A 22,444-nucleotide genomic window follows, 5' to 3' on the forward strand; every position below is an offset into this window, starting at 1 on the left:
AAAATTTAGCTTAGGAATAACTATAAGGGATTGGTGATGGATACGAAGATAAGGTTACTTGCGGTAACAGATATACGCGGCACAATCGCTATTGCTGAGGATGACAGAATTGAATGGGGTAGTCCGGAAGATAAAAGACTTTTCAAAGAAATAACAACCGAGTCTGGTGTTGTCGTGATGGGGAGAAAAACATACGAGACAATAGGCAGAAAGTTGCCAGGGAGATACAATGTTGTTTTGAGTTCGAAAGGTCATTTTAGCTGCGAAGCACCGGATTTGGTACTAAGTGGGAGCATAAACGATGTGGTGAAAATACTCTTCGAAAGAGGTTTCACGGACATATGCGTTATCGGTGGGCAATCGATTTTCTCGCAATTTTTGAAATCTGGAATGGTGACAGATTTGCATCTGACAGTAGAACCTATGGTTCTACCCGACGGATTGAACCTTTTTTCGAATATAGATAAGCAATTCTCGTTACACCTTGAAAAAGCGCATATTTTGAATTCTAAGGGAAGTATCTACATCCATTATCGGATTGAGAAAGTTGAAAGCAAAATATAGGGTTTGAAAATCCGAAATATTCTGGTAAAATATACCACAGTGACATTTTTTATCATATACGGAGGTGGGGACATGGTTGCGAAGGACAAACGCACGGTGGCTTTGGTAGGCCACAACGGTTCAGGAAAATCTGCTTTGATAGTAACAGCTCTTAACCTTGGTGGTATGAACGTAACAAAGAAAGAGGTTGATTTTGATCCAATAGAAGCACAGAGAGGTGCAAGTATAAATTCGCACGTTGGAACGTTCAAGTTCGAAGGCAAACAGATTACATTGATTGACACTCCAGGTTTCAGCGACTTTATTGGTGAAGTGATTAGTGCTGTTTTTGTTTCCGAAAACGTTGTAAGTGTTGTTAATGCAACTGCTGGTGTGGAAATCCAAACGGAGAGAACCTGGGCAATTGCAACAGAAATGGAAAAACCGATTATGGTTTTCATCAACCAGATGGACAAAGAAAGGGCGAGCTTTGATAATTCACTTGCCTCTCTTAAAGAACGCTTTGAGGCGAAGATTGTACCAATAGTTTACCCGATTGGTGCGGAAGCAAGCTTCAGAGGTGTGGTTGACCTCGTCTCCGGAAAAGCATACGTTTACGAAAATGGCAAAGCGAAGGAAACAGAAATTCCAGCGGAAGTTAAGGATAAAGTTGAAGAAATAAAGATGTCCATAATGGAGGACATCGTTTCACTTGACGATACCCTTATGGAAAAATACTTCGCGGAAGAACCTATCACACCTGAAGAACTCTGGGCAGCTCTCAGAAAGGGATTTATCGAAAGACAAATAGTCCCTGTCTTGGCAGGTTCCGCCGAAAAGAATATAGGTGTCGATATATTGCTTAGAACAATAAACAACATAGGAGCATCGCCGCTCGATGCAAGACCTTACAAAGCAAGACTTGAAAGCGGAGATGAAGTGGAAGTTGTGGCTTCTGAAACAGACCCATTTGTTGGATATACGTTCAAGGCAGTTGTCGACCCATTCGTTGGAAAATTAAGCTACATCAAAGTAATCTCTGGTGTTCTAAAACCGGGAGACACATTTGTTAATGTGACCAGAGGTTCTCAGGAAAAGGTTGGTCACCTTTACTTTGCGAAAGGTAAGGAAACGTACGAAGTTGAAGAAGTATCCTGTGGTGATGTTGTAGTTCTACCAAAACTCAAGGAAAGTTCCGTCAGAGATACATTGACACACAAAGACAGAAAACTCACGATAGTTCCACCGGTCTATTCAGAACCGATGATTTCAAAGAGCGTCAATCCGAAATCGAAATCAGATATCGACAAAATTAGCAACGGCTTGAGCAGATTGGCGGATTCGGATCCAACGTTTGCGTGGGAGTTTGACCCAGAAACTTCCGAAACTGTTATCTCTGGTATCGGTGGCATGCACCTCGATGTTATGGTTGAAAGGCTGAAGAACATATTTGGTGTTGATGTTGAAGTTGGAAAACCGAAGATTGCTTACAGAGAAACAGTAACGACAAAAGCAATTTCTGAGCACAAACACAAAAAGCAGACAGGTGGACACGGTCAATATGGTCACGTCAAAATTGAAATAGAACCGCTCGAAAGGGGTGCTGGTTTCGAATTTGTCGACAAAATCGTTGGTGGTGTCATTCCAAGAAACTTCATACCATCTGTTGAAAAGGGTATTCGCGAAGCTATGAAGAAAGGAGTTCTTGCAGCTTATCCTGTTGTTGATGTCAGGGTAACGCTCTTTGATGGTTCATACCACGAAGTTGACTCTTCAGATATATCGTTCCAGATTGCTGCAATTCAGGCGTTCAAGAAAGGTATGCAACAAGCAAGACCTGTTCTTCTGGAACCCGTTATGTATGTTGAAGTCTTCACACCGGATGAAAACGCAGGGGATGTCATGGGTGATATTAGCTCCAGAAGAGGTAGACCCATGGGTATGGAACCTGCCGGAAAAGGTATGACCGTTGTTAAAGCAGAAGTTCCTTTGGCAGAAATGCTCGACTTCCAGAGTAGATTGTCATCCATCACAAGTGGTAGAGGTTACTTTACTATGAGGTTTGCAAAATACGATATCGTTCCACCAAACATCCAGGAAAAGATAATAGCAGAACGCAAGAAATATCTCGAACAGCAAGCTGAAGAGTAATAGATTATCCTCGCAAAGAGAAACAAAAGGGTCGGCTAATACGCCGACCCTTTTGCTTTTAATAAAAACTTTTTACACTTAGGAAAAATGTACAAAACGAGAGAAATATTGAATTGGAGGTGGAGTAATGAAATCAAAAAAGGCTTTGTTTATTATATTAGGCATAATCTTTGGAGTACTCTTAGTGGGTCTGTTATTTTTTTACGGTTATTCTTCCTTTCTCGTAAGTCAGATATACGGTCAGCAAGCCTCTACTTTTCAGGCATGGAGGAATTATTTTGGCTACCTATTTTCTAAAGTCCCTTTTTTAAAGAACTTTATTCAATATGAACCAATTAGTGTTTTCACTGCAAAGGAGTATTTTGAAAAAGCATACGAAGAATACGCTTCACAATTAGATGCCAAATTGAAAGAACTTGAAGAAAAAGATAGGCTCTTAGCCCAAAAAGAAGCTCAAATCGATAAGCTCTTGGAAGCTTTAAGAACCGTTGAGAACAATTGGAAAGAACAAAGGTTAAAAGAAGAACTTAACAAAGTCGAAGATACTACGACGTTGAAGCGTTTACAGGATATTGTGGATACATTCCTCAACTCTGAACCAGCGCAACTTAGAAGATTGATGAATGCAGATAACATGTCTGTCGAGACGCTTGCACTGGTATTTTCCAAACTACCAGCGGACACAAGAGCAGAGTTAGTCCAAGAACTTACATCAGTTAACCCTGTGAAAGCAGCTCAAGTTATTGAAAAAATGGGTGGTGTGGACCAAATAATCAGTGACATAGAGAACAAGATACAAGATTTAGAGCAAAAAATAAACGAATTGGTTTCATATGAAGCTCAGATAATAACCGTTGATGGTTTTAGGAAAGGACTCTCAGCGTATCTGTCTGACATGCCATACGAAGAGATATGGAGTATGGTTGAAAAGATAAGCAAGAAACCAGATTTGGTGCTTTACATCTTGTCAAATGTTGATGATCAGACACGAATCAGGTTGTTGAAAGATATAAAAGACAAAAATGAAGAGCTCTTTATCGAAGTATTGAACTTGGGGGCGAGATTTTGATAGATCTGATTAACCTTACGAAGATTCTCGGCAATTCTGAAAAGATACAAGATGTGCTCTCTCAAATAAACAAAAATTCCCAAAATGGAGAATCTTTTGAAAAGATTCTCCAAAGAGTTATTGAAGAGCTTTCAAAAAGCAAAGTAGAGAGTAATCCGATCAACGAAAGTTCAACACAAAAATCTACAAACGGACTACCAAAACAGGATGTAAAAAGGTCGGAAGAAGCGCTTAAAAATGTGGACGGTCTAAGCGAAAGAAAGGTTAAAGAAATAACTGCCGGTGATGGAATTGAAAGAGGGCTTGATAATGTAAAAGGAGAATTGAAAGAAGCAGAAATAGAAAAGGACAATTTTAAATTGCTAAACAAAACACAGTTAATGACTAAACATGAAGAGGATAAGCCACTGGACAGTTTGAAGCCAGCAGAAGCAATTGTGGAAGCAAGTTATGATGATTCAAAGAAAAGCACACAGGATTATGGAGATACTACACTGACTGTGACGGAGAATGCGGAAGTTATAAGAGGTACGCAAGAAAACAATGAGTCTCTTGTTCTCAACAAAGAGAACAAAGAAACGGCTTCAGAACTAAAACAAAAGTTTATAGAAAAATTCTCTCCGAATGTTCCAAAAGAAAATGAAAAGAAAATTACCGTTGTGGATGCCAGTGCGAAAATTCAAAACAACAATGGAAAGGAAAATGCTATTGTTCACGACGGTACTGAATATCTCTCTAACTTACAAAAGACGTTCAGCACTGAAAATGCCCTTGTAGAACCAACTATAGCATCAAACAAACAAGAACAAACAACTAAACCAAACAGTTCTCTACAACCAAACCAACCAGACCTGTCAATTCGAGCAAGTAAATCGACAGGGGAACTAACTGGGAAAAGGCAAGTTAGTCAATTGAGTGAACAATCGCCTAATAGCAAAACGTATAACGAATGGCGTATATCATCTCAGTCTCAAGCATCAAGAGCCTTCCAAGATGTGAAATCATACCAAGCTCTGCAATCAAAACAACCGCAGCAGGTAATCGAAAACACAGCTGAAGCAAAGGGTAACAATGCCAACAATGTTCCAAACACTTCAAAGGATGGCAACAAAACATTAAATATTCACCAAAATTTCGGTGTTGAGAACGAATCGATGGAAACAAAAAATGTTTTGAAAGGCTTAGCTTTTCAAAGTTCAAGTTCTGGGATGGTGGTTAATAATCCTCAAAACATACCTGGAGCGAATATTCAAAAAGATTCATTGAGGTCTGGAGCTAAGTTCGTTGATGCAGGGACCGAGGAAAGAGAAAAAAGAGAGGTTGGAATCCCGAACAGAGTTACAACTATAGTAACAACTAATAAAGATAACTTTAGAACTGATTTGAGTAACAAATCACAGATACTTAACGCTCTTACTGTTGAGATTTCACGTATTATCCAAAAACAACAAGCAGTCAGCGCGAGTTTATCAAACGTAAACCATGCTGGACAAAACGCTCTAAGTTTTCATCAAATAGTCCAGGTTCAGACAGAGCAAAAGAAGAATTTCACATTTCAGATTCAAGCCGATATACCACTGACCGTTGTTGAAAAAGGATATTCTGAAAGAACGCAAAAAGTCAGTTCACAAGAGGTATTATCTTTCCCAATAGTTCAAACAAATTCACAGAAAGTTTTGAATGATAATAGTAGCAAGAAGAGCTCTAATAAAGGTGTAGATGATAACATCCTGCAAATGATTAATTCCATAAAGGTAATCACTTCTGAGCACTTACGAACGATTGGTGATTTGGAAAACAAAAATGAAAAAGCCCCAGTTGTAGAAACGGTAAACTCAGCTGACCCAAAGCTCACCAATGGTCAGATGATTTTCGCAGCTGAACTTGTTAAAAATATTGTAGCAGAAAAACCTAAAATATACGACAACCAAACCATGGAGAACATTGAAAGCATCGACAGCGAAAATTCTTTAAAAGTTGGGGATAAAACGCTCCTTACAAACGTGTTTCAATCGAAGATTGAAAAAGATGTGGTAGAGCAAGTTCATAGTGACTGGCAAAGTGATTCCCGAAATACAGAAAGCTTAGCTAAGGAAGAATACGATGCTCGAGAGTTTAGGAATGGAATAGCCCAGGCGTCGAAGAATAAATTAGAAATAAAGTCATTCGAAATTGAGTACAAGATGAAAGAAGAAAGTAAGAAAGAAGAATTTCAAGAACGCCCAAATATCTCAAACAAGTTCTTAGAAAGACTTGCAGAGTTGACTTACAAATCATCTGAGGCTAAAACCGATCAGACCTACCAAACTAATAACAGGTTCGAACTTGTAGAACGTTTACAGCATTCCCAGAACCTCGAAGAAATTTATAAAAAAATTAGAGATTTCGGATTCTCGAATAGATTGGAAGAAAACGTAAGGATGAAACTATATCCTGAGCAACTGGGAAACATCGATGTTGAACTCAGAAAAGAAGGAAAAGCGATAACCATCGTCTTTGTTGCGGAAAACGAGAAAAGCAAAGAGTTACTCGAGAAAAACATCGGCATACTGAGAGATAGATTAACAGCTTTAGATTTCGATGTGAGGAACATGGAAGTGAAGATGAAAGAAGAAAGTAGCTATCACGAAGACGCAAGACACTACCAGAACCAGCAAAACCAAAAACATGGAGAACAAAATCATGAAAATAAAAGAAAGGCATTCAGTGAAGAGGTGATGGAAGATGATAATGAACGTAAACGCAACGGCTAATTTATTCTCTAAAGTGACTGAAAGAACAACAAAAAAAGACATGGACAAAGAAGCCTTTTTGAGATTGCTTATTACACAGCTTAAAAACCAAGACCCCCTTGAACCAATGAAAGATAGGGATTTCATAGCCCAAATGTCTCAACTTTCATCCCTCGAACAGATAATGAACATGAGTAAATCGGTCCAACAATTCGTAGATACTGCTGCTCAGCTTTATAGAACACAAGCAGTTTCCATGATAGGAAAGACTGCTGTTGTCAAGACAAACACAATCACAGTGTCAAACGGGGTTCCGGAAACAAAGGTCTTCAAATTGGACGCTCCAGCAACGATAGTTGTTAGAATTTTCGACCAAAACGGTAAGCTTATAAAAGAACAAAAGCTAGGAAACGTTGATGCTGGAATGCAACTGATTGCATGGGATGGGAAAGGTGAGAACGGAATAAAGGTAAAGGATGGAAAATACACTTTTAAAATACTTAAGCTGACAGGTAACGGAGATTACGAAGAAATTCCAAGTGTTGAAAGTGGCGTGGTTTCAGGTGTCCAGTTTGATGGAAGTAGAATCAACGTTGTTGTAAATAGCAAGATATACGAAATTTCAGAAATATCAGAAATCTATGCGTAGGGGTGAGGATATATGATGAGGTCTCTTTACAGTGGTGTTTCTGGACTTCAGGGCTTCCAGCAAGAGATTGACGTTGTAAGCAACAACATTGCGAACGTTAATACGATAGGTTTCAAAGGTGCAAGAGTCACCTATGCGACTAACTTTTCTCAGATTCTTGATATGTCCAGAAGGGCAACCGATAGAACAGGTGGAACGAACCCAAAACAAATTGGGTACGGTATACGTGTTGCATCCATTGACAAGATAATGAACCAAGGTAGTTTCCAAAACACTGGAAAGAAGACAGATTTGGCAATCCAAGGTGAAGGATTTTTTATCCTCTCCAATGGTCAGAGATATTTTTACACAAGGGCAGGTAACTTTGACTTGGACCTCAATGGAACCATTGTCCAGCCAACAACAGGTTTGAAACTCCAAGGATGGGTTGCAGAAGTAGACCCCACAAGCGGAAGAAGGTATGTCGACACCAACAAACCAATAGGCAGTATCCAAATATCAGCAGGTCTCAGCATGGCAGCGAAACAAACATCGAGAATGACATTGGCAGGGAACCTTGATGCAAGGGTGGGACCTGAAAAGTTTGTTATTGCGATAAATGGATACGGTGGCAGGACAATCAACACAAAGGTTACATTCGAAAGAGACTTCGGAGGACTCCAGGATACGTTCAGTGATTATCAAATATATCTTGGTAAGATAGATGCGAACTTGGACGATAAGATTGATGGAAAGATATACATAAAATTCGACAAATTTGGGAATGTTGTAAGTGCTGGTGCCATTAAACAAAAACTTTCCGGAACAGCTTCAAGTGGTGCTATTACACTTACAGAACCTATTCAACAACAAGATGGAAATTACTTGTTCATTATAAGAGATAGCCAAGGAAGGATAGTTGATACGCTTTCTCGAAACGTGCTCAATGGAAGCGTCACAGAGGCTATCTCAAGTGAAAAACTTGTTGATGGGCAAACTTACTTTGTGGAAATAGCAGCTTCTACCCAAGAAGTTGCTCCACTTGATTTAGAACTTGATAGTGCAAACGTTGCATCAACCACTGCAGGCCAACTTACAAGGAACTATACAGTTCAATATGTTATTGAAAACCTTGATGGAACATTAGTTACTGGAATTAGTCCGCAAGACATAAACAGTGCAGGAACACAGAGTTTAACAAGTGCAAATCTTGTCGCGGGTAGACAATACAGAGTGCGAGTAGTTGTCAATGGAAAGACACTTGGTTCAGAAGTTGTGACAGCAGTTGACGATGGTGGGAATGGTAAAATAAGCTTTGAATATACACAGGGAAAATATGGGGTCGTAAGAGTGATTAGAGATTCAGTAACCGGTAATGCGATTGGCACTTATAATGTTCTATTGATTAATGGTGACAACACGGTATACGATGCAAATCTTTTAAGTGGGAATTCATATCAAGACGTTGTTTATCAGCCATCGAAAGTTGACCAGCTAACTATCCCTGGTGCCGGTGAACCAAGGTTCTACGAAGCGGATAATCCAACCAACTTCTCTGTTGTTTCGTTCAAGTCACCATTCTACACAACATCAACCCAGGTTTACGATTCTCTTGGAAATCCATACACGTTGTACATCGATTTTGTCAAGCTAGCATCAGTTTACGGTGATAAAGAGAATGTTTGGGCGTTCAGAATTAGAAGTGCAACCGGGGAGAATATAAAATACCTTTCAAACTACGATACAGGAACAGAGATTACCGGTGGTAGCTTTGGAGTATTGAGGTTCGATAAAACAGGAAGACTACTCGGTGTTAATTCCTTTGATCCAAACACTGGGCGAATCTCAGAGGGAGAAAACATTGATGCAATCATGTTCAACGCAGGCGAAAATGGTGATGGGATTGTAAAAATCAAGCTCGATATGAACAGTATGACGCAATTTGCTGCTTTGGCAGACGCATTTGTTAAATCACAAGATGGGAATGCTCAAGGTGTTCTAGAATCGTTCTCCATTTCTGAAAACGGAGATATAATCGGTTCCTTCACCAACGGTTTGGTTGACGTGCTTGGGAAGGTTGCCCTTGCAACGTTCAATAACCCAGCAGGTCTCCTTGAACTTGGCAATTCGTTGTATGGAGAAAGCGCGAACAGTGGGACAGCACGCATTGGTCAGCCGGGCAAGGGTGGATTTGGTTCTCTTGTTGCAGGTGCACTGGAAATGTCCAACGTAGACCTTTCCGAAGAGTTCACAAAACTCATAATAGCCCAGAGAGGTTTCCAGGCAAACGCAAGAACGATAACAACAGCTGACCAAATACTCCAAGAAGTGGTGAACCTCAGAAGATAATCGGATAAAATAATCTAGAACCCATAGGGGTGAAAAAAGTGATAAAACTGACAGGACTGAACGGGAAAGAGTTCTACCTGAACGCTGAATACATAGAAAAAATTGAAGCCAATCCGGACACCACTATAACCTTATACAATGGGAAAAAGTACATAGTGCTTGAACCTGTCCAAGAAGTCGTTAATCGTGTTATGGAATACAAGAAGAAGATATTCTTACCCCCGATGGTAGGTGAGGAATAATGGATATTACCGTTTTACTCGGCGTTATTTTAGGTTTTGGTATGATGATATATGGTATCATAAGTGGTTCTGGTGATTTTGCTACATTCATCAACATACCATCTGTTATCATTACTGTTGGTGGTGCTATTTCCTCTGCTATAACTGCAAACAAAAAGAACGTGGTTTTTGGTATTGTTAAGGTTATAATGAACGCTATCAAAGAACCAAAGATTGATTATGTTGGAACTCTGAGAACGCTTGTGTCGTTTTCAGAAAAGGCAAGAAGAGAAGGGCTACTATCGCTTGAAGCGAATTTGGAAGAAATTCAAGATCCGTTCTTAAAAAAAGCTGTGCAATTGGTTGTTGATGGAACAGAGCCGGAAGTTTTGAGGTCCATGATGGAGATAGAAATTGAGATGGCAACAGCGGAAATGATGGACCAGAAGGGATTCTTTGACTCACTTGGAACCTTTGGTCCAGCGTTCGGAATGATAGGAACTCTTGTCGGGCTTATTCAGATGCTTAAAAGTTTGAACAACCCAGAGACATTAGGTCCCTCTATGGCAGTTGCACTTATAACCACATTGTACGGGTCTATTCTTGCTAACATCGTAGGTCTTCCAGTAGCCGAAAAAATAGCAAAACGTGCGGCAGATTTAGAGCTTGCGAGAAGAATGATTCTGGAAGGTGTGTTGTCTATTCAGGCTGGAGAAAATCCAAGGGTACTTGAGGAAAAACTGAAATCCTATCTACCAAGCGCTGAGAAAGCTAAGTACGAAGCACAGGTTCAGGGAGCTGGTGCCTAATGGCAAAGAAGGAAAAGTGTGTCTGTCCATCGGTACCGGAATGGTTAAATACTTACGGAGATATGGTTACCTTGCTCCTTACATTCTTCGTTTTATTGTTCTCAATGTCGAGCTTGAGTCCTGGAAAATTCCAACAGATAGTAGTTGGGATGAGCTTGGCTTTGAGTGGAAATCCACCAAGTGTCTTAACCGGTGGGCAGACTATGAGCGAAGAAGCGCTTATATCTTCAAAGCCTGGTGTTTATCAGGAACTGTTACGAATATCCGAGGAATACCAGGGTAAGGTAACAATAGAAGAACGAGACGAAGGAACACTTATCACACTGACTAATTTTAAGATTTTCGAAACAGGAAGCGCAAGACTAACAGCTGAAGCCAAAGAAATAATTGAGAAACTGGGGGCTATAATTTTAGAGCATACATCGAACATAATTGAGGTTAGAGGATATGCTGATGACAGACCAACAACTCCAGACTCTATATATCCATCGAACTGGCACCTTAGTAGTGCTCGGGCATCTTCGGTAGTGAATTTCATGCTAACGGAGTTGAAGCAAAAAAGGTATGCGTTGAGGTATGCAGAGATAAGGTCTGGATTATTCGATATCGATTATTTCTATTCGCCTGATAGGTTCGTACCGATAGGAAAAGGAGATGTTGATGTAAACAAAGAACTGAAATCCATAAAGGCGAATTACGATTACGACATGTCGAAACTACAAAGTGACTACGAAAGTGGTAAAATATCTATAGAAGAGTACCAAAGACAGGGTGCAGAATTTACCCAGAAATACTATAGAGACGTTGAACAAACACGTGCAAAATATAGGAAAATAGAAATCGTAATAAAGAGAGAAACTAAGGGATACTGATAAATCGAGAAAGTTAAGGAGGGCGAAGTATGCCTGAAGAAGTTGAACAACAGCAAGAGCAACCTAAGAAGAAAGGTAACTTGATGGACTTAATAAAGATGTTAGTAATTCCGTTAGTTATTTCACTTGTTGTAAGTTTGGTTGTTTTCTTCATGCTTGGTTCGAATAAGCAACCAAGCCAGCCTAAGGAAGAAGAAGCAACTGCTGCGGCGCCGGTCCAGATAAAGGCAGTTGTTATTGCTCAAGGTAAGTATCAAACCTTCATGCTTAAAGGTGGAAGAGATGTTGCGGTTGTCGATTCTTTAACCTTGCTTGTCGGTAGTGAACCTTGCAGAGCAGCTGTAGCTGAAAAAAACGATGAAATAATGGACGCACTTGCTACGATATTCTTGAGCAAAGAGCGGTTTGCCCTCGTAACTCCAGCGGGTTTAGACTTATTAAAAAAGCAAATCAGGGAAGCTGTGAATGAGATTACCGGATTTACTGGCGAGAAAGAAAAACTTGGGGTTTTAAATGTTTATATATACATAAAAGCGATAAGTACTGTCCAGTAACAATATCACAATCCCTTTCATGGGAGGTTGTTAGTTTTGCCGGATGTACTGAGCCAAGAAGAAATAGACCGATTGTTGGCGGCACTTTCGCAGGGAGAAGTTAATATAGAGGAAGTGAAAAAAGAGGGCGAAGAGAAAAAGGTTCGCACATATGATTTTTTGCGCCCTCAAAAATTTTCGAAAGAACAAATTCGAACTGTTCAGATGATACATGAAAACTTTGCACGAAGTGTATCTACGTATTTATCAGGTAAATTGAGATCCTTCACCTCAGTAAACGTTGTTGGTATAGACCAACTTACCTATGATGAATACATGAAATCCATAGGTAACCCGTCGTTCATAACCATATTCACGGCAAGAGAATTGGTAGGTAGCGCAATATTCAACATGAGCTTAGAAATATTTTATGGGGTTTTGGATGTTCTACTTGGTGGACCTGGTGAACCTGGTGATGTCAAAAGAATTCCAACAGAAATCGAAATGGGGATAATTAAGAAAGAGGTTGTAAATTTACTTACCGCACTTTCTCAAGCTTGGATGTCTGTTCACCCGTTTATCCCTGTTGTTGAATCCACAGAAACAAACCCACAATTCGTCCAAATAGTCCCAAGTAGCGAGATGGTTTTAGCAATCACATTTTTTGTGAGTTTCGGAAAAGTGGAGGGTTACATGAGCCTTTGCTGGCCATCTTCTGTTATAGAGCCGATAGGAGAAAAGCTCACAACACAGAGTTGGTTCAAAGTCAAGCAAAAAGAAATAACGGAAGAGCATATCGAGAAGCTCAAAGAAAACTTGCAAAGAACAAAGATAGATGTTATCGCAATTATTGGAGAAACTGAGCTAACCTTAGGTGAAATTTTAACACTTGAGGTAGGCGACGTGATAAGATTGAAAGAACACTACGACGAACCGATAAGAGTAGAAGTAAACGGTCGTACAAAATTCCTAGGTAAACCTGGTCAGTACAAAGGGAACTATGCTGTAAAGATTACCGAAGTGATAGAAGAACCTAAAGAGGAAGGTGAATAGGCATGATAGCTGATGACTTCCTAAGCCAAGAAGAATTGGATGCTTTACTTAAACAAGTTGTGCAAGATGAGGAACTTTCAGATATTGAAATATCAATGGTCGGCGAAGTTGGAAATATAATTCTTGGTGCAGGTGCAACTGCACTGTCTAACATTCTGGGTAGAAAAGTAGACATTTCAACACCAGAAGTTGAAGTTATGACACTTCGCGAACTAAGAAAAGGTATAAGCGGCGAGAAGGTTTGTGTAACGATACACTTTGAAGGCGAAGTTGAGGGCTTAAATGCGCTGGTTATTGAAAAACAGTTAGCAGCTGAACTCGCTGATATAATGATGGGCGGTCTTGGTAAGCCAGAGAGTGATGAACTTGACGAGTTCAAACTCAGTGCCGTTGGTGAAGCCATGAACCAGATGATGGGTTCGGCTGCTACTTCACTTTCCGATATGATAAAAAAACCCGTTAGTATTACTCCACCAACGACGGAGATTCTGAACTTCGATGACGAGAGCGTGAAATTCCCACCTATAGGTGATGAAAACGACAAAGTTGCAAAAGCAACTTTTACAATGACTATCGAAGGCTTACAACCTGCGAAGTTCTTTTTGGCAATGCCTATTTCATTTGTCAAAAAACTATATGAATTAATATTCGGCACACCGACTGTAGAGCAAAAGCAAGCAAGTGCACGAGCTCCAGAGTCAGCTCAAACTTCCGCTTCAAAACCTACGAGTTTTGTTCCACCTACTCCAAAGAGAGAAGAAAAGCAAACGGTTGCAGCAAGACCTGTCCAATTTGAAGATTTCGGCAGAACCCAACAACCATCCGAAAAACCACAAATTTTGGATGAAAGACTCCAGTTGCTATTTGATGTGCCGTTAAATGTTACCGTAGAACTCGGACGTACGAAGCTCACTTTGAAAGAAATTATGGAACTTGGCGTGGGGTCTCTAATAGAACTGGATAAACTTACGGGAGAACCTGTTGATATTTACGTAAACAACAAATTGATTGCACGTGGAGAAGTTGTTGTCATCGATGAAAATTTTGGTGTGCGTATTACAGAGATAGTGAATCCTAAGGAAAGGCTTTACAGCTTAAAATAAGAACATTAAGCCCATCTAACAAAAGAAGCCCCTTCCGGGGCTTCTTTTCTTTCGAACTTTTAAGATTTTAGAAATTCCTTCAACCACAACGCTGAATCTTTCAATATCCTTTTTTGCGTATTGTAATCTACGTAGATTATACCGAAACGTTTTGAGTATCCGTACGCCCATTCGAAGTTGTCCATCAAAGACCAAATGAAGTAACCTTTCAAATCAACACCTGCATTGATTGCTTCAAGTGCTTTTTCAAAGTGCTTTTCCAAATATTCAATTCGGTAATTATCATGAACTCTTCCGTTTTCCAATTTATCAGGTCCAGCCATCCCGTTCTCTGTGATATAAAGTGGTAGTTTATATCTTTCCTTCAGATAGACCAGCATATCAAATAATCCCTGCGGGTAGATTTCCCATCCCATCTCCGTTTTGGGAAGGTCTCCCTGAACATACGAAAATCCAAGAGGATTGTTCATATCAAAAACAACAAGTGTTCTTGTGTAATAATTCACACCAAAGAAGTCTATAGGAGTCGAAATAATATTCATATCGCTATCGGGAACTTGCAACCCTTTTTCCGTATAAAGTGCAACTGCTTCTTCGGGATATTTTCCGAAAACAACAGGGTCATGGAACCATGCATTAACAAACTTATCAACAAGACTTGCGACCAAGAAACTTTCGGGTTTTGCATCGCCCGGTTCTATTTTCATCACAACGTTGGTTAAGCCAACTTTTCCATCTTTTACTTCTTCCCTGAACGCCTGAACGGCATGTCCATGTGCCCTTAACAGGTTGTGTGCCGCGATTATCGCTTCTTGTAAATTTTGATGACCCGGGGCATGCTCTCCCGTGTAATAACCCAAGAAAGAAGAACACCATGGTTCGTTCAGTGTAATCCAATGTTTCACACGATCACCGAGTTCGTTGAACATAAACGTTGCGTATGCTCTGAAATAAAGCGCTATATCTGGGTTAAGCCATCCACCTTTTTCATAAAGTGCGTAGGGTAAGTCCCAGTGATAGAGTGTTACGAATGGTATGATATCATTCTTCAAAAGCTCATCAACGAGTCTGTTGTAGAAATCCACACCCTTTTGGTTGATGTTCTTCCCATCTGGCATAATTCTGGGCCAGGAGATAGAGAATCTGTAAGCGTCCAACCCTATTCCTTTCATCAGCTGGATATCTTCCTTGTATCGGTGGTAATGGTCACACGCAACGTCTCCTGTGTCACCGTTCAAGGTTTTGCCAGGCGTGTGTGAAAAGACATCCCAAATTGATGGTCCTCTGCCATCTTCGTTTGCTGCACCTTCAATCTGGTATGCTGCTGTAGCCGTTCCGAAGATAAAATCTTTTGGAAAATCGGACCTTCTTATCATTTTTTCACCCCCTGGTTTAGTTCGATAATGTTAACTAAAAGTATTGAAACTTTCCAAAAACCGCATTATCCTTATAAAGAGGGGACACCCCCCAACCAACTCTCGACAAAGGAGGTATCCCGATATGAACAACTCAACACTCTCTTGTCCAAAATGCGGTTCCACCAGCCTATACAAAAACGGTCACGACAAATACGGTAACCAACAATTCCTTTGCAAACTCTGCCATCATTCCTTCAAACTTTCCCATTCTCAAAAACGCAAAAACTTTCCTTTCCCATATCCCAAATGCTCTTCTTGTGGTAAAGCTATGGAAATTCACAAAGTCCGTCGCTCTTTCGTTGTCTTCCGTTGTAGAGCTTGTCGTACCAAAGATAGAGTACCTTTTAACCTCCCCGAACCAGTCACCCTTATTCCTGAGAAATTTAAATATTTCCGCTTCCCTATCTACTTCATCTTAAAAGCTTTCGTTTTGTATATGAAACACAATATGTCTTATCGCTCTCTTGCTCATTCTCTTAATATCAAAGTATCTCATGTCACCATATACAAATGGGTTATTAGATTGTGTACTTTATTCTCTGTACTTTTCCCAACATTTACCATCGAAAATGTTTTCTCAGTTCATGCTGATGAAACTGTTCTTGTGTTCAAAGAACAAAAGTACTATGTTTGGCTATTAGTCGATCATGAAACTAACTTTATCCTTTGTTGGCATGTCTCAAAGTACCGTGATATGGGACAAGTCAAAGTATTGCTCGAGAAGTTCTTTGGTAATTTAGAACCTAAAAGCATTGAACTTATTACTGATGGACTTGGTGCATATGAAAGTGCAGTAAAGCTGTTGTTCAGAAATATCAATCACGTAGTGGTACCGCTCGGTAAAAACAATCAATGTGAATCTAAGTTTTCATTGTTGAAAGACTTTTTCCGACTCAAGCGAGGGCTGAAGAATACGAAGAATTTAGCAAAATACATTCAAGGCTTTTGTGTAGTGAAGAATCTTTGGAAAACACACAATGGCAATATCAATTGCATTCTTTCACACTTACACTCTTTCATCACTACAAGTTAACACTATCTTTAGTTCGATAATGTTAACTAAAAGTATTGAAACTTTCCAAAAACCGCATTATCCTTTAAAGAGAGGGCACCCACCCAACCAACTCTCGACAAAGGAGGTATCCCGATATGAACAACTCAACGCTCTCTTGTGCAAAATGCGGTTCCACCAGCTTGTACAAAAACGGTCATGACAAATACGGTAACCAACAATTCCTTTGCAAACTCTGCCATCATTCTTTCAAACTTTCCCATTCTCACAAACGCAAAAACTTCCCTTTCCCTTATCCCAAATGCACTTCTTGTGATAGGTCTAAGGTCTTTGTGTAGTGAAGAATCTTTGAAAAACTCACAATGGTAATATCAATCTCATTCTTCCACGCTTACACTCTTTCATCACTACAAGTTAACACTATCTCGCTACGAGTTAACACTATCTTAGTTCGAAATCTTCCGCAATATCATGTGTTTTCACAGCCAAAAAAGCATTTGCAAATGCACTGAACGTACCTAACGTCATCACCAATGGTAGGAAGATGAAAATAGCATTTGAACCAATTAAGAAACTACCTATAACAAACTGCACCAAATTGTTTGTTACCATTCCCAGAAGGCTTATTCCGAATACACTTAAGAAGTTAAACCTTGAGAGAAAGCTTTGAACTATCGCAGCTGCCACACTGCCGAAAAAACCCATGAAAAAACCTGGAGTAAATATGGTGCCAGAAAGAATAGAACCAAGTAAAGACTTAGAGACGGCAAGAAGTACAGCGTCTGAAAGACCAGAAAAAACAGACATGTACAACACTAAGAAATTTGAAAAACCCCACTTGCCTCCTGGAACAGGAAATGGTATTAACCCTTCAACAACGTACGCCACACTACTCAACGCTATCATTATCCCGAAAATTACCACGTTTCCACGTCTATTTTTTTCTCTCCTTTTTTCTCGTCTGTCTTGAACTCTATTATCATTCTGTTTGGTACGCAAATTATACTCCCTCCTGGTCCTATCTTCCCTGTCTTTTCGCAAATTTTATCGGGACAATTCGAATCGGTAACCCAAACTTTGTTTCCGTCGAAATGTAGTGTTGTTATGTACTTTCCCTCTTGGTTTCTTATTATAAATTCGCCAGGTTCTTTGACCTTCAATATCTCCTCACCCTGGATTCTCACAAAAATTGTTTTCTGACTTGAAACATTACCATTTTCATACGTAAATTGAAAAAAATACCAACCTATTCCAAAAACAATTGCAACTGTGACAAAAATAATATCACTTGGCTTTAAGAATTTTCTTTCCTTCATGCTTTAGATGACCTTCCTTCCATCTATAAAAACATGCTCAACAAAATTCTCTTGCCACATGTATGGAATGTCCAGAAATTCTGAAGTTTTCCAGAGCACCAAATCTGCGGGATATCCTGGTCTCACAATTCCAGAAGTGAAACCAAGTAAATATGCCGAATTAACCGTATAGGCGGTTAGTATTTCTTCTGGTTCCATTTTCAAAAATCTTATTGCAAGGTGCATAACAAAACTTGGCATAAAAATGGGAGAAGAGCCCGGGTTGAAATCAGAGCCAAGAGCCACTGGTATACCTGCATCGATGAGTTCTCTTGCCGGTGCAAACGGTTCTCCGAGATAAAAGCTCGTATTTGGTATTAGTGTAACGATAGTCTGGCTTTTTGCTATTTCTTGGATATCCTCTTTTGCAACTTTCAAAACATGGTCAACACTCACAGCATTGAGTCGAGCACCAAACTTAGCAGCCCCAACATTTTCTATTTCGTCAGCATGCAACCGAACTTTAAACCCAAGTGATTTAGCAAAATTAAAGAACTCTTCAAGCTCCTCTGGAAGGTATGCACCTTTATCGCAGAATGCATCAACAAAATCAGCAAGGTTGTTTTTCGAAATATTTTTGAGTAATTCTTTCATTTCGGCAATGTAATCTGCAACGGATTTATCTTTTGGTCTTGCGTGTAACCCGAGGAACGTAGCTATAATCTTGTTTGGAAGCGTATCTCTGAGTCGTCTTATTACTCTCAGCTGCTTCATTTCGTTTTCCTTATCTAGTCCGTAGCCGCTTTTGCATTCAATTCCGACTACACCGTGCTTTGTGAATTCTTTAATATATCGAGCAGAAACATTGTAAAGTTCATCTTCGCTGGTTTGTTTTACTAAAGTCGAAGTATAATGTATGCCTCCGCCAGCCTGCAAAATCTCAAGGTAGGTTTTCCCACGAGCCCGCATGTAAAACTCTTTTGCGCGGGAACCAACGAAAGGGATGTGGGTATGAGCGTCAAAAAGACCGGGAGTGACGAGTCTGGCTTTTATATCAGCACTTTTATGTGGACGTATGTCTTTGATTTTACCATCTTCAATAACGATATCTTTATCAAGGTATTCTTCGACCCTTTTCATGTCTAATCCTCTTACGGGAGGTTCGAAGGTGGGGGTCAAAATTCTTTCAGCATGGATGATAAATTTTTCTGCATTGCTCATATTACAATCTCCCCAACTTTCATCAGAAATTCGAACAACTTTTTAAACGCCACGCTCCTGTGGCTTATGTGCTTTTTCACTTCTTCACCAAGCTCACCAAATGTCTTATCGTAGCCTTTTGGAATAAATATGGGATCATAGCCAAAACCTTTATCCCCGCGTATCTCTCGACTGATTGTTCCTTCAACATAACCTTCTACAGAAATCAAGAAATTCTTAATAGGATTGAAATACGTAGCGGCACACACAAACTTTGCGCTTCGTTCTTCGTAATTTCTCATCAACTGAAGGATGCTCTCCATCTTTTCAACATAACTTGCCCCTTCCAAATACCTGGCACTCATAACACCGGGAAAGCCACCCAGCACGTCTATAGAAAGACCTGAATCATCGGCTATTACTGGCTGTCCTATTTCCTTTCCATATTCGAGAGCCTTGATGATGGAATTCTCAATGAATGTCTCACCGGTTTCTTCAACATCAATCTCCCAGTTCACTGTTTCAAGTTCTACAAATTCCGGGACAACGAGTTTTATCTCTTCGATTTTGTGATTGTTCTTTGATGCAATGTAGATTTTTACCTTTTCTTGATTTGCAGGTTCTGTATTGTTTAACACGTTCACGATGCTTCCCCCTCATCACAGCATAACAAATTTTGGATTGTATCTGTATTGTCATTTGAATTTGAAAGTACCATCCTTAAGTACTTTCCAGTCCATGAACTTTCAACTTTTGCGACTTCTTCCGGCGTGCCTGTTGCAACGACGTATCCGCCTTTATCTCCACCCTCGGGTCCTAGGTCTATTATATAGTCAGCAGACTTTATAACATCCAAATTATGTTCGATAACAATCACGGTATTTCCTTTATCGACAAGTCTATTAAGAACTTCTATTAACTTCTTTACATCATCAAAGTGTAGTCCGACGGTTGGTTCGTCCAATATGTACAATGTTCTTCCCGTAGCTTTTTTTCTTAATTCAGAAGCAAGCTTAACTCTTTGAGCCTCTCCGCCAGAAAGCGTTGTTGCTGGCTGACCTAATTTGATGTAACCGAGTCCGACGTCTGATAGAACTTGCAACGTTTCTTTAATTGCTGGAATATTTTGGAAAAATTCAAGCGCCTCATCGACAGTCATATCTAAAACATCTGCGATATTTTTCCCTTTGTACGTGACTTCCAAAGTTTCCGAGTTGTACCTTTTACCTTTACATACCTCACATTCCACGTAGACTTCCGGCAAGAACATCATCTCAATCTTTACAACACCTTGTCCTCCACAAGCTTCACACCTTCCACCTTTAACATTAAAACTGAACCTTCCTTTATCATAACCACGTGCTTTCGCTTCCGGAGTCATAGCGAACAACTCCCTAATTGCATCAAAAACTTTGGTGTATGTGGCAGGATTACTACGCGGTGTTCTACCAATTGGTGATTGGTCGATGGCAATGATTTTGTCGATATTTTCAAGTCCTTCTATCCTATCGTGTTCCCCAACTTCGTATCGAGTTTTGTGAAGTTTATTCGCTATAGCAGGATAAAGTGTGTCAATAATCAACGAACTTTTACCTGAACCGCTCACACCGGTAACGCATATGAAAGTTCCAAGTGGAAACTCAACAGTAATATTCTTCAAATTGTTATGCTTTGCACCAACAATCCGTATAAACTTCCCGTTTCCTTTTCTTCGATACTTAGGTACCTCTATCTTCATTTTTCCAGAAAGATACTTTCCCGTAAGCGATTTTTCGCATTTCAAAAGACCATCCAACGTTCCAGCATAAACAATCTGCCCGCCATTTACACCTGCTCGAGGTCCCACATCTACCACGTAATCCGCGCTCCGTATAACCTCTTCATCGTGTTCAACGACAAGTACGGTGTTTCCCAAATCTCTCAGTTCTTTGAGCATAGATATCAACCTGTCGTTATCTCTTTGATGCAATCCGATGGTCGGTTCATCGAGCACATAGATTACGCCAGTCAGTCTTGAGCCTATTTGTGTCGCGAGCCTGATTCTTTGGGCTTCTCCTCCCGAGAGTGTGCGCACATTTCTTGAAAGGCTAAGATAACCCAATCCAACTTGTTCCAAGAAATCTAAGCGTTTCTCTATCTCGTTTAACAACTCCTTTACAGCTTCTCTTTGCTTTTCTGAAAGTTCTGATGGCAACGCCCTAATGATTTCCAATTCTTTTGATATAGGAAGCTCTGTAAAATCGATGATGCTTAGGTCCTTTATCGTGACGCTCAAAGCTTCCTGACGTAATCTTTTGCCTTTACATGTTTGACAGGTGCGTTCCACGAAAAAGTTCGCAACTATCCATTCACGCATTTCTTCTGAAGTGTATTCCTCGTATCGTTCCTTTACAAGGGCAACTAATCCTTCAAAATACTCAGTTCCGTATAAAAGCGCCTCTTTAACCTCTTCGGGTTGTTGCTCAAAAGGTTTGGAAGGGTCTCCACCGTATTCTCGAACAATTCTTTCGATTCTTCTAGGAAGCCATCCGTCAGCTTTATGTCCTATTCTTAAGCCTTGGGTAACGGGAATATCCTCTTCGAAAAGCGTGCGTTCATCAACTTCGAGTTTGAAACCCAATCCGTGGCAGTCAGGGCAAGCACCGTACGGTGCGTTGAACGAAAAGAACTTAGGATTTATCTCAGGCATTGAAAAACCACAGGAAAGACAGGAAAGCTTTTCCGAATAAAGGTGTTCATCGTCGTCGGTTCTTACCAAAACAAAACCATTACCCTCTTTGAGGGCAAGTTCAATGGATTGGAACAACCTATGCGTGTCGGTGTCGGACAGGTCCAACCTATCGATGACTAAATTTATCGTGTGTCTGACATTCTTATTTAATTCTGGGACCTCGTCGAGTCTATATATCTTTCCATCGACCTCAACCCTTGTGTAGCCTTTGTTGAGAAAGTTATCGAATTCGTCTTTAAATGTACCTTTCTTTTCCCGTGCGATAGGTGCGAATATGATAACACGCTTGTTTTGAAAATGCTTTTGGACGTGTATTATAATTTCATCCACTGACATTCTTTGAAGTTCTCTGCCACAATAAGGACAGTGTGGAACACCTATCTGCGCGTACAACACGCGCAGATAGTCATAAATCTCGGTAACTGTTCCTACTGTTGACCTGGGGTTGTGAGATACGCTCTTTTGGTCAATTGCTATAGTCGGAGAAAGTCCTTCGATACTATCCACATCTGGCTTTTTTAGTTCACCTATGAACTGCCTTGCGTAAGTGGAAAGACTTTCCAAATAACGCCTTTGCCCTTCGATAAAGATTGTATCCATCGCAAGCGAGCTTTTTCCAGAACCGGACAGACCGGTGATAACAACAAGCTTGTTCTTTGGGATTTCAACGTCAATATTCTTTAAATTATGCACACGTGCACCTTTGACAATTATCCTGTCCATTC

Annotated in this window: 20 protein-coding genes; 14 read left to right on the forward strand and 6 right to left on the reverse strand. The window is 40.1% G+C overall.

The genetic code is table 11. From position 1 onward, the window contains the following. The first annotated feature begins 36 nt into the window (after positions 1-36). The 12 genes from JM64_RS07725 to fliY all read left to right on the forward strand — a co-directional run bounded on the left by JM64_RS07725 (position 37) and on the right by fliY (position 14,063). Positions 37-564: a dihydrofolate reductase family protein gene (locus JM64_RS07725; protein ID WP_064012143.1), complete on the forward strand. Its 528-nt coding sequence runs from the start codon at positions 37-39 to the stop codon at positions 562-564. A gap of 72 nt (positions 565-636) precedes the next feature. Beyond that, the gene (gene fusA / locus JM64_RS07730; protein ID WP_064012144.1) at positions 637-2,694 is read left to right on the forward strand and encodes an elongation factor G; all 2,058 of its coding nucleotides are present in this window, start codon (positions 637-639) and stop codon (positions 2,692-2,694) included. Between the two features lie 127 nt (positions 2,695-2,821). Further along, positions 2,822-3,763, forward strand: a complete 942-nt coding sequence (locus tag JM64_RS07735) for a coiled-coil domain-containing protein (protein ID WP_064012145.1) — start codon at positions 2,822-2,824, stop codon at positions 3,761-3,763. Then, positions 3,760-6,516, forward strand: coding sequence for a flagellar hook-length control protein FliK (locus JM64_RS07740; protein WP_064012146.1), 2,757 nt, complete (start codon positions 3,760-3,762; stop codon positions 6,514-6,516). Before JM64_RS07735 ends, JM64_RS07740 begins: the two co-directional genes overlap by 4 nt. After that, positions 6,488-7,144 (forward strand): flagellar hook assembly protein FlgD, encoded by a 657-nt coding sequence (locus JM64_RS07745; protein ID WP_082868355.1) that lies wholly within the window; start codon positions 6,488-6,490, stop codon positions 7,142-7,144. The genes JM64_RS07740 and JM64_RS07745 overlap by 29 nt, the downstream gene beginning before the upstream one ends. A 12-nt stretch (positions 7,145-7,156) precedes the next feature. Then, positions 7,157-9,472 (forward strand): flagellar hook-basal body complex protein, encoded by a 2,316-nt coding sequence (locus JM64_RS07750; protein WP_064012147.1) that lies wholly within the window; start codon positions 7,157-7,159, stop codon positions 9,470-9,472. 38 nt (positions 9,473-9,510) lie between these two features. Beyond that, entirely contained in the window at positions 9,511-9,714 is a 204-nt protein-coding gene (locus tag JM64_RS07755; protein ID WP_064012148.1) for a flagellar FlbD family protein, read from the forward strand. After that, complete coding sequence (locus JM64_RS07760) at positions 9,714-10,502, forward strand: motility protein A (RefSeq protein WP_064012149.1); 789 nt, start codon at positions 9,714-9,716, stop codon at positions 10,500-10,502. Before JM64_RS07755 ends, JM64_RS07760 begins: the two co-directional genes overlap by 1 nt. Next, positions 10,502-11,374 carry a flagellar motor protein MotB gene (locus JM64_RS07765; protein ID WP_064012150.1) on the forward strand — a complete coding sequence of 291 codons (873 nt, stop codon included), beginning with the start codon at positions 10,502-10,504 and terminating at the stop codon, positions 11,372-11,374. The genes JM64_RS07760 and JM64_RS07765 overlap by 1 nt, the downstream gene beginning before the upstream one ends. A gap of 29 nt (positions 11,375-11,403) precedes the next feature. Further along, positions 11,404-11,928: a flagellar basal body-associated FliL family protein gene (locus JM64_RS07770; protein ID WP_064012151.1), complete on the forward strand. Its 525-nt coding sequence runs from the start codon at positions 11,404-11,406 to the stop codon at positions 11,926-11,928. Between the two features lie 36 nt (positions 11,929-11,964). After that, complete coding sequence (gene fliM, locus JM64_RS07775; RefSeq protein WP_064012152.1) at positions 11,965-12,960, forward strand: flagellar motor switch protein FliM; 996 nt, start codon at positions 11,965-11,967, stop codon at positions 12,958-12,960. 2 nt (positions 12,961-12,962) lie between these two features. Continuing rightward, the gene (gene fliY, locus JM64_RS07780) at positions 12,963-14,063 is read left to right on the forward strand and encodes a flagellar motor switch phosphatase FliY (protein WP_064012153.1); all 1,101 of its coding nucleotides are present in this window, start codon (positions 12,963-12,965) and stop codon (positions 14,061-14,063) included. Positions 14,064-14,122: 59 nt separating this feature from the next. On the opposite strand, the gene JM64_RS07785 is transcribed toward fliY, so the two are convergent. Beyond that, positions 14,123-15,436: a GH1 family beta-glucosidase gene (locus JM64_RS07785; RefSeq protein ID WP_082868409.1), complete on the reverse strand. Its 1,314-nt coding sequence runs from the start codon at positions 15,434-15,436 to the stop codon at positions 14,123-14,125. A 127-nt stretch (positions 15,437-15,563) separates the two neighbouring features. Here JM64_RS07785 and JM64_RS10080 point away from each other — a divergent pair, with 127 nt between their 5' ends. Continuing rightward, positions 15,564-16,514 (forward strand): DDE-type integrase/transposase/recombinase, encoded by a 951-nt coding sequence (locus JM64_RS10080; protein WP_064012155.1) that lies wholly within the window; start codon positions 15,564-15,566, stop codon positions 16,512-16,514. Between the two features lie 116 nt (positions 16,515-16,630). Continuing rightward, the gene (locus JM64_RS10085) at positions 16,631-16,831 is read left to right on the forward strand and encodes an IS1/IS1595 family N-terminal zinc-binding domain-containing protein (RefSeq protein ID WP_231882332.1); all 201 of its coding nucleotides are present in this window, start codon (positions 16,631-16,633) and stop codon (positions 16,829-16,831) included. Between the two features lie 103 nt (positions 16,832-16,934). Here JM64_RS10085 and JM64_RS07795 read toward each other — a convergent pair whose 3' ends face one another. Genes JM64_RS07795 through uvrA form a run of 5 tightly spaced genes read right to left on the reverse strand, consistent with a single transcriptional unit; the run spans position 16,935 to position 22,442 of the window. Further along, on the reverse strand, positions 16,935-17,417 hold the full coding sequence (locus tag JM64_RS07795) for a Gx transporter family protein (protein WP_064012156.1): 483 nt from the start codon (positions 17,415-17,417) through the stop codon (positions 16,935-16,937). Then, entirely contained in the window at positions 17,411-17,809 is a 399-nt protein-coding gene (locus JM64_RS07800; RefSeq protein WP_064012157.1) for a NusG domain II-containing protein, read from the reverse strand. The genes JM64_RS07795 and JM64_RS07800 overlap by 7 nt, the downstream gene beginning before the upstream one ends. A gap of 3 nt (positions 17,810-17,812) precedes the next feature. After that, positions 17,813-19,009, reverse strand: coding sequence for an imidazolonepropionase (gene hutI / locus JM64_RS07805; RefSeq protein ID WP_064012158.1), 1,197 nt, complete (start codon positions 19,007-19,009; stop codon positions 17,813-17,815). After that, positions 19,006-19,632 carry an RdgB/HAM1 family non-canonical purine NTP pyrophosphatase gene (rdgB, locus tag JM64_RS07810; protein ID WP_082868356.1) on the reverse strand — a complete coding sequence of 209 codons (627 nt, stop codon included), beginning with the start codon at positions 19,630-19,632 and terminating at the stop codon, positions 19,006-19,008. Before rdgB ends, hutI begins: the two co-directional genes overlap by 4 nt. Continuing rightward, entirely contained in the window at positions 19,629-22,442 is a 2,814-nt protein-coding gene (gene uvrA, locus JM64_RS07815) for an excinuclease ABC subunit UvrA (protein WP_064012159.1), read from the reverse strand. The genes rdgB and uvrA overlap by 4 nt, the downstream gene beginning before the upstream one ends. Positions 22,443-22,444: the final 2 nt, after the last annotated feature.

Origin of the sequence: Fervidobacterium pennivorans, from assembly GCF_001644665.1 — a bacterium.
Taxonomy (GTDB): Bacteria; Thermotogota; Thermotogae; order Thermotogales; family Fervidobacteriaceae; genus Fervidobacterium; species Fervidobacterium ngatamarikiense.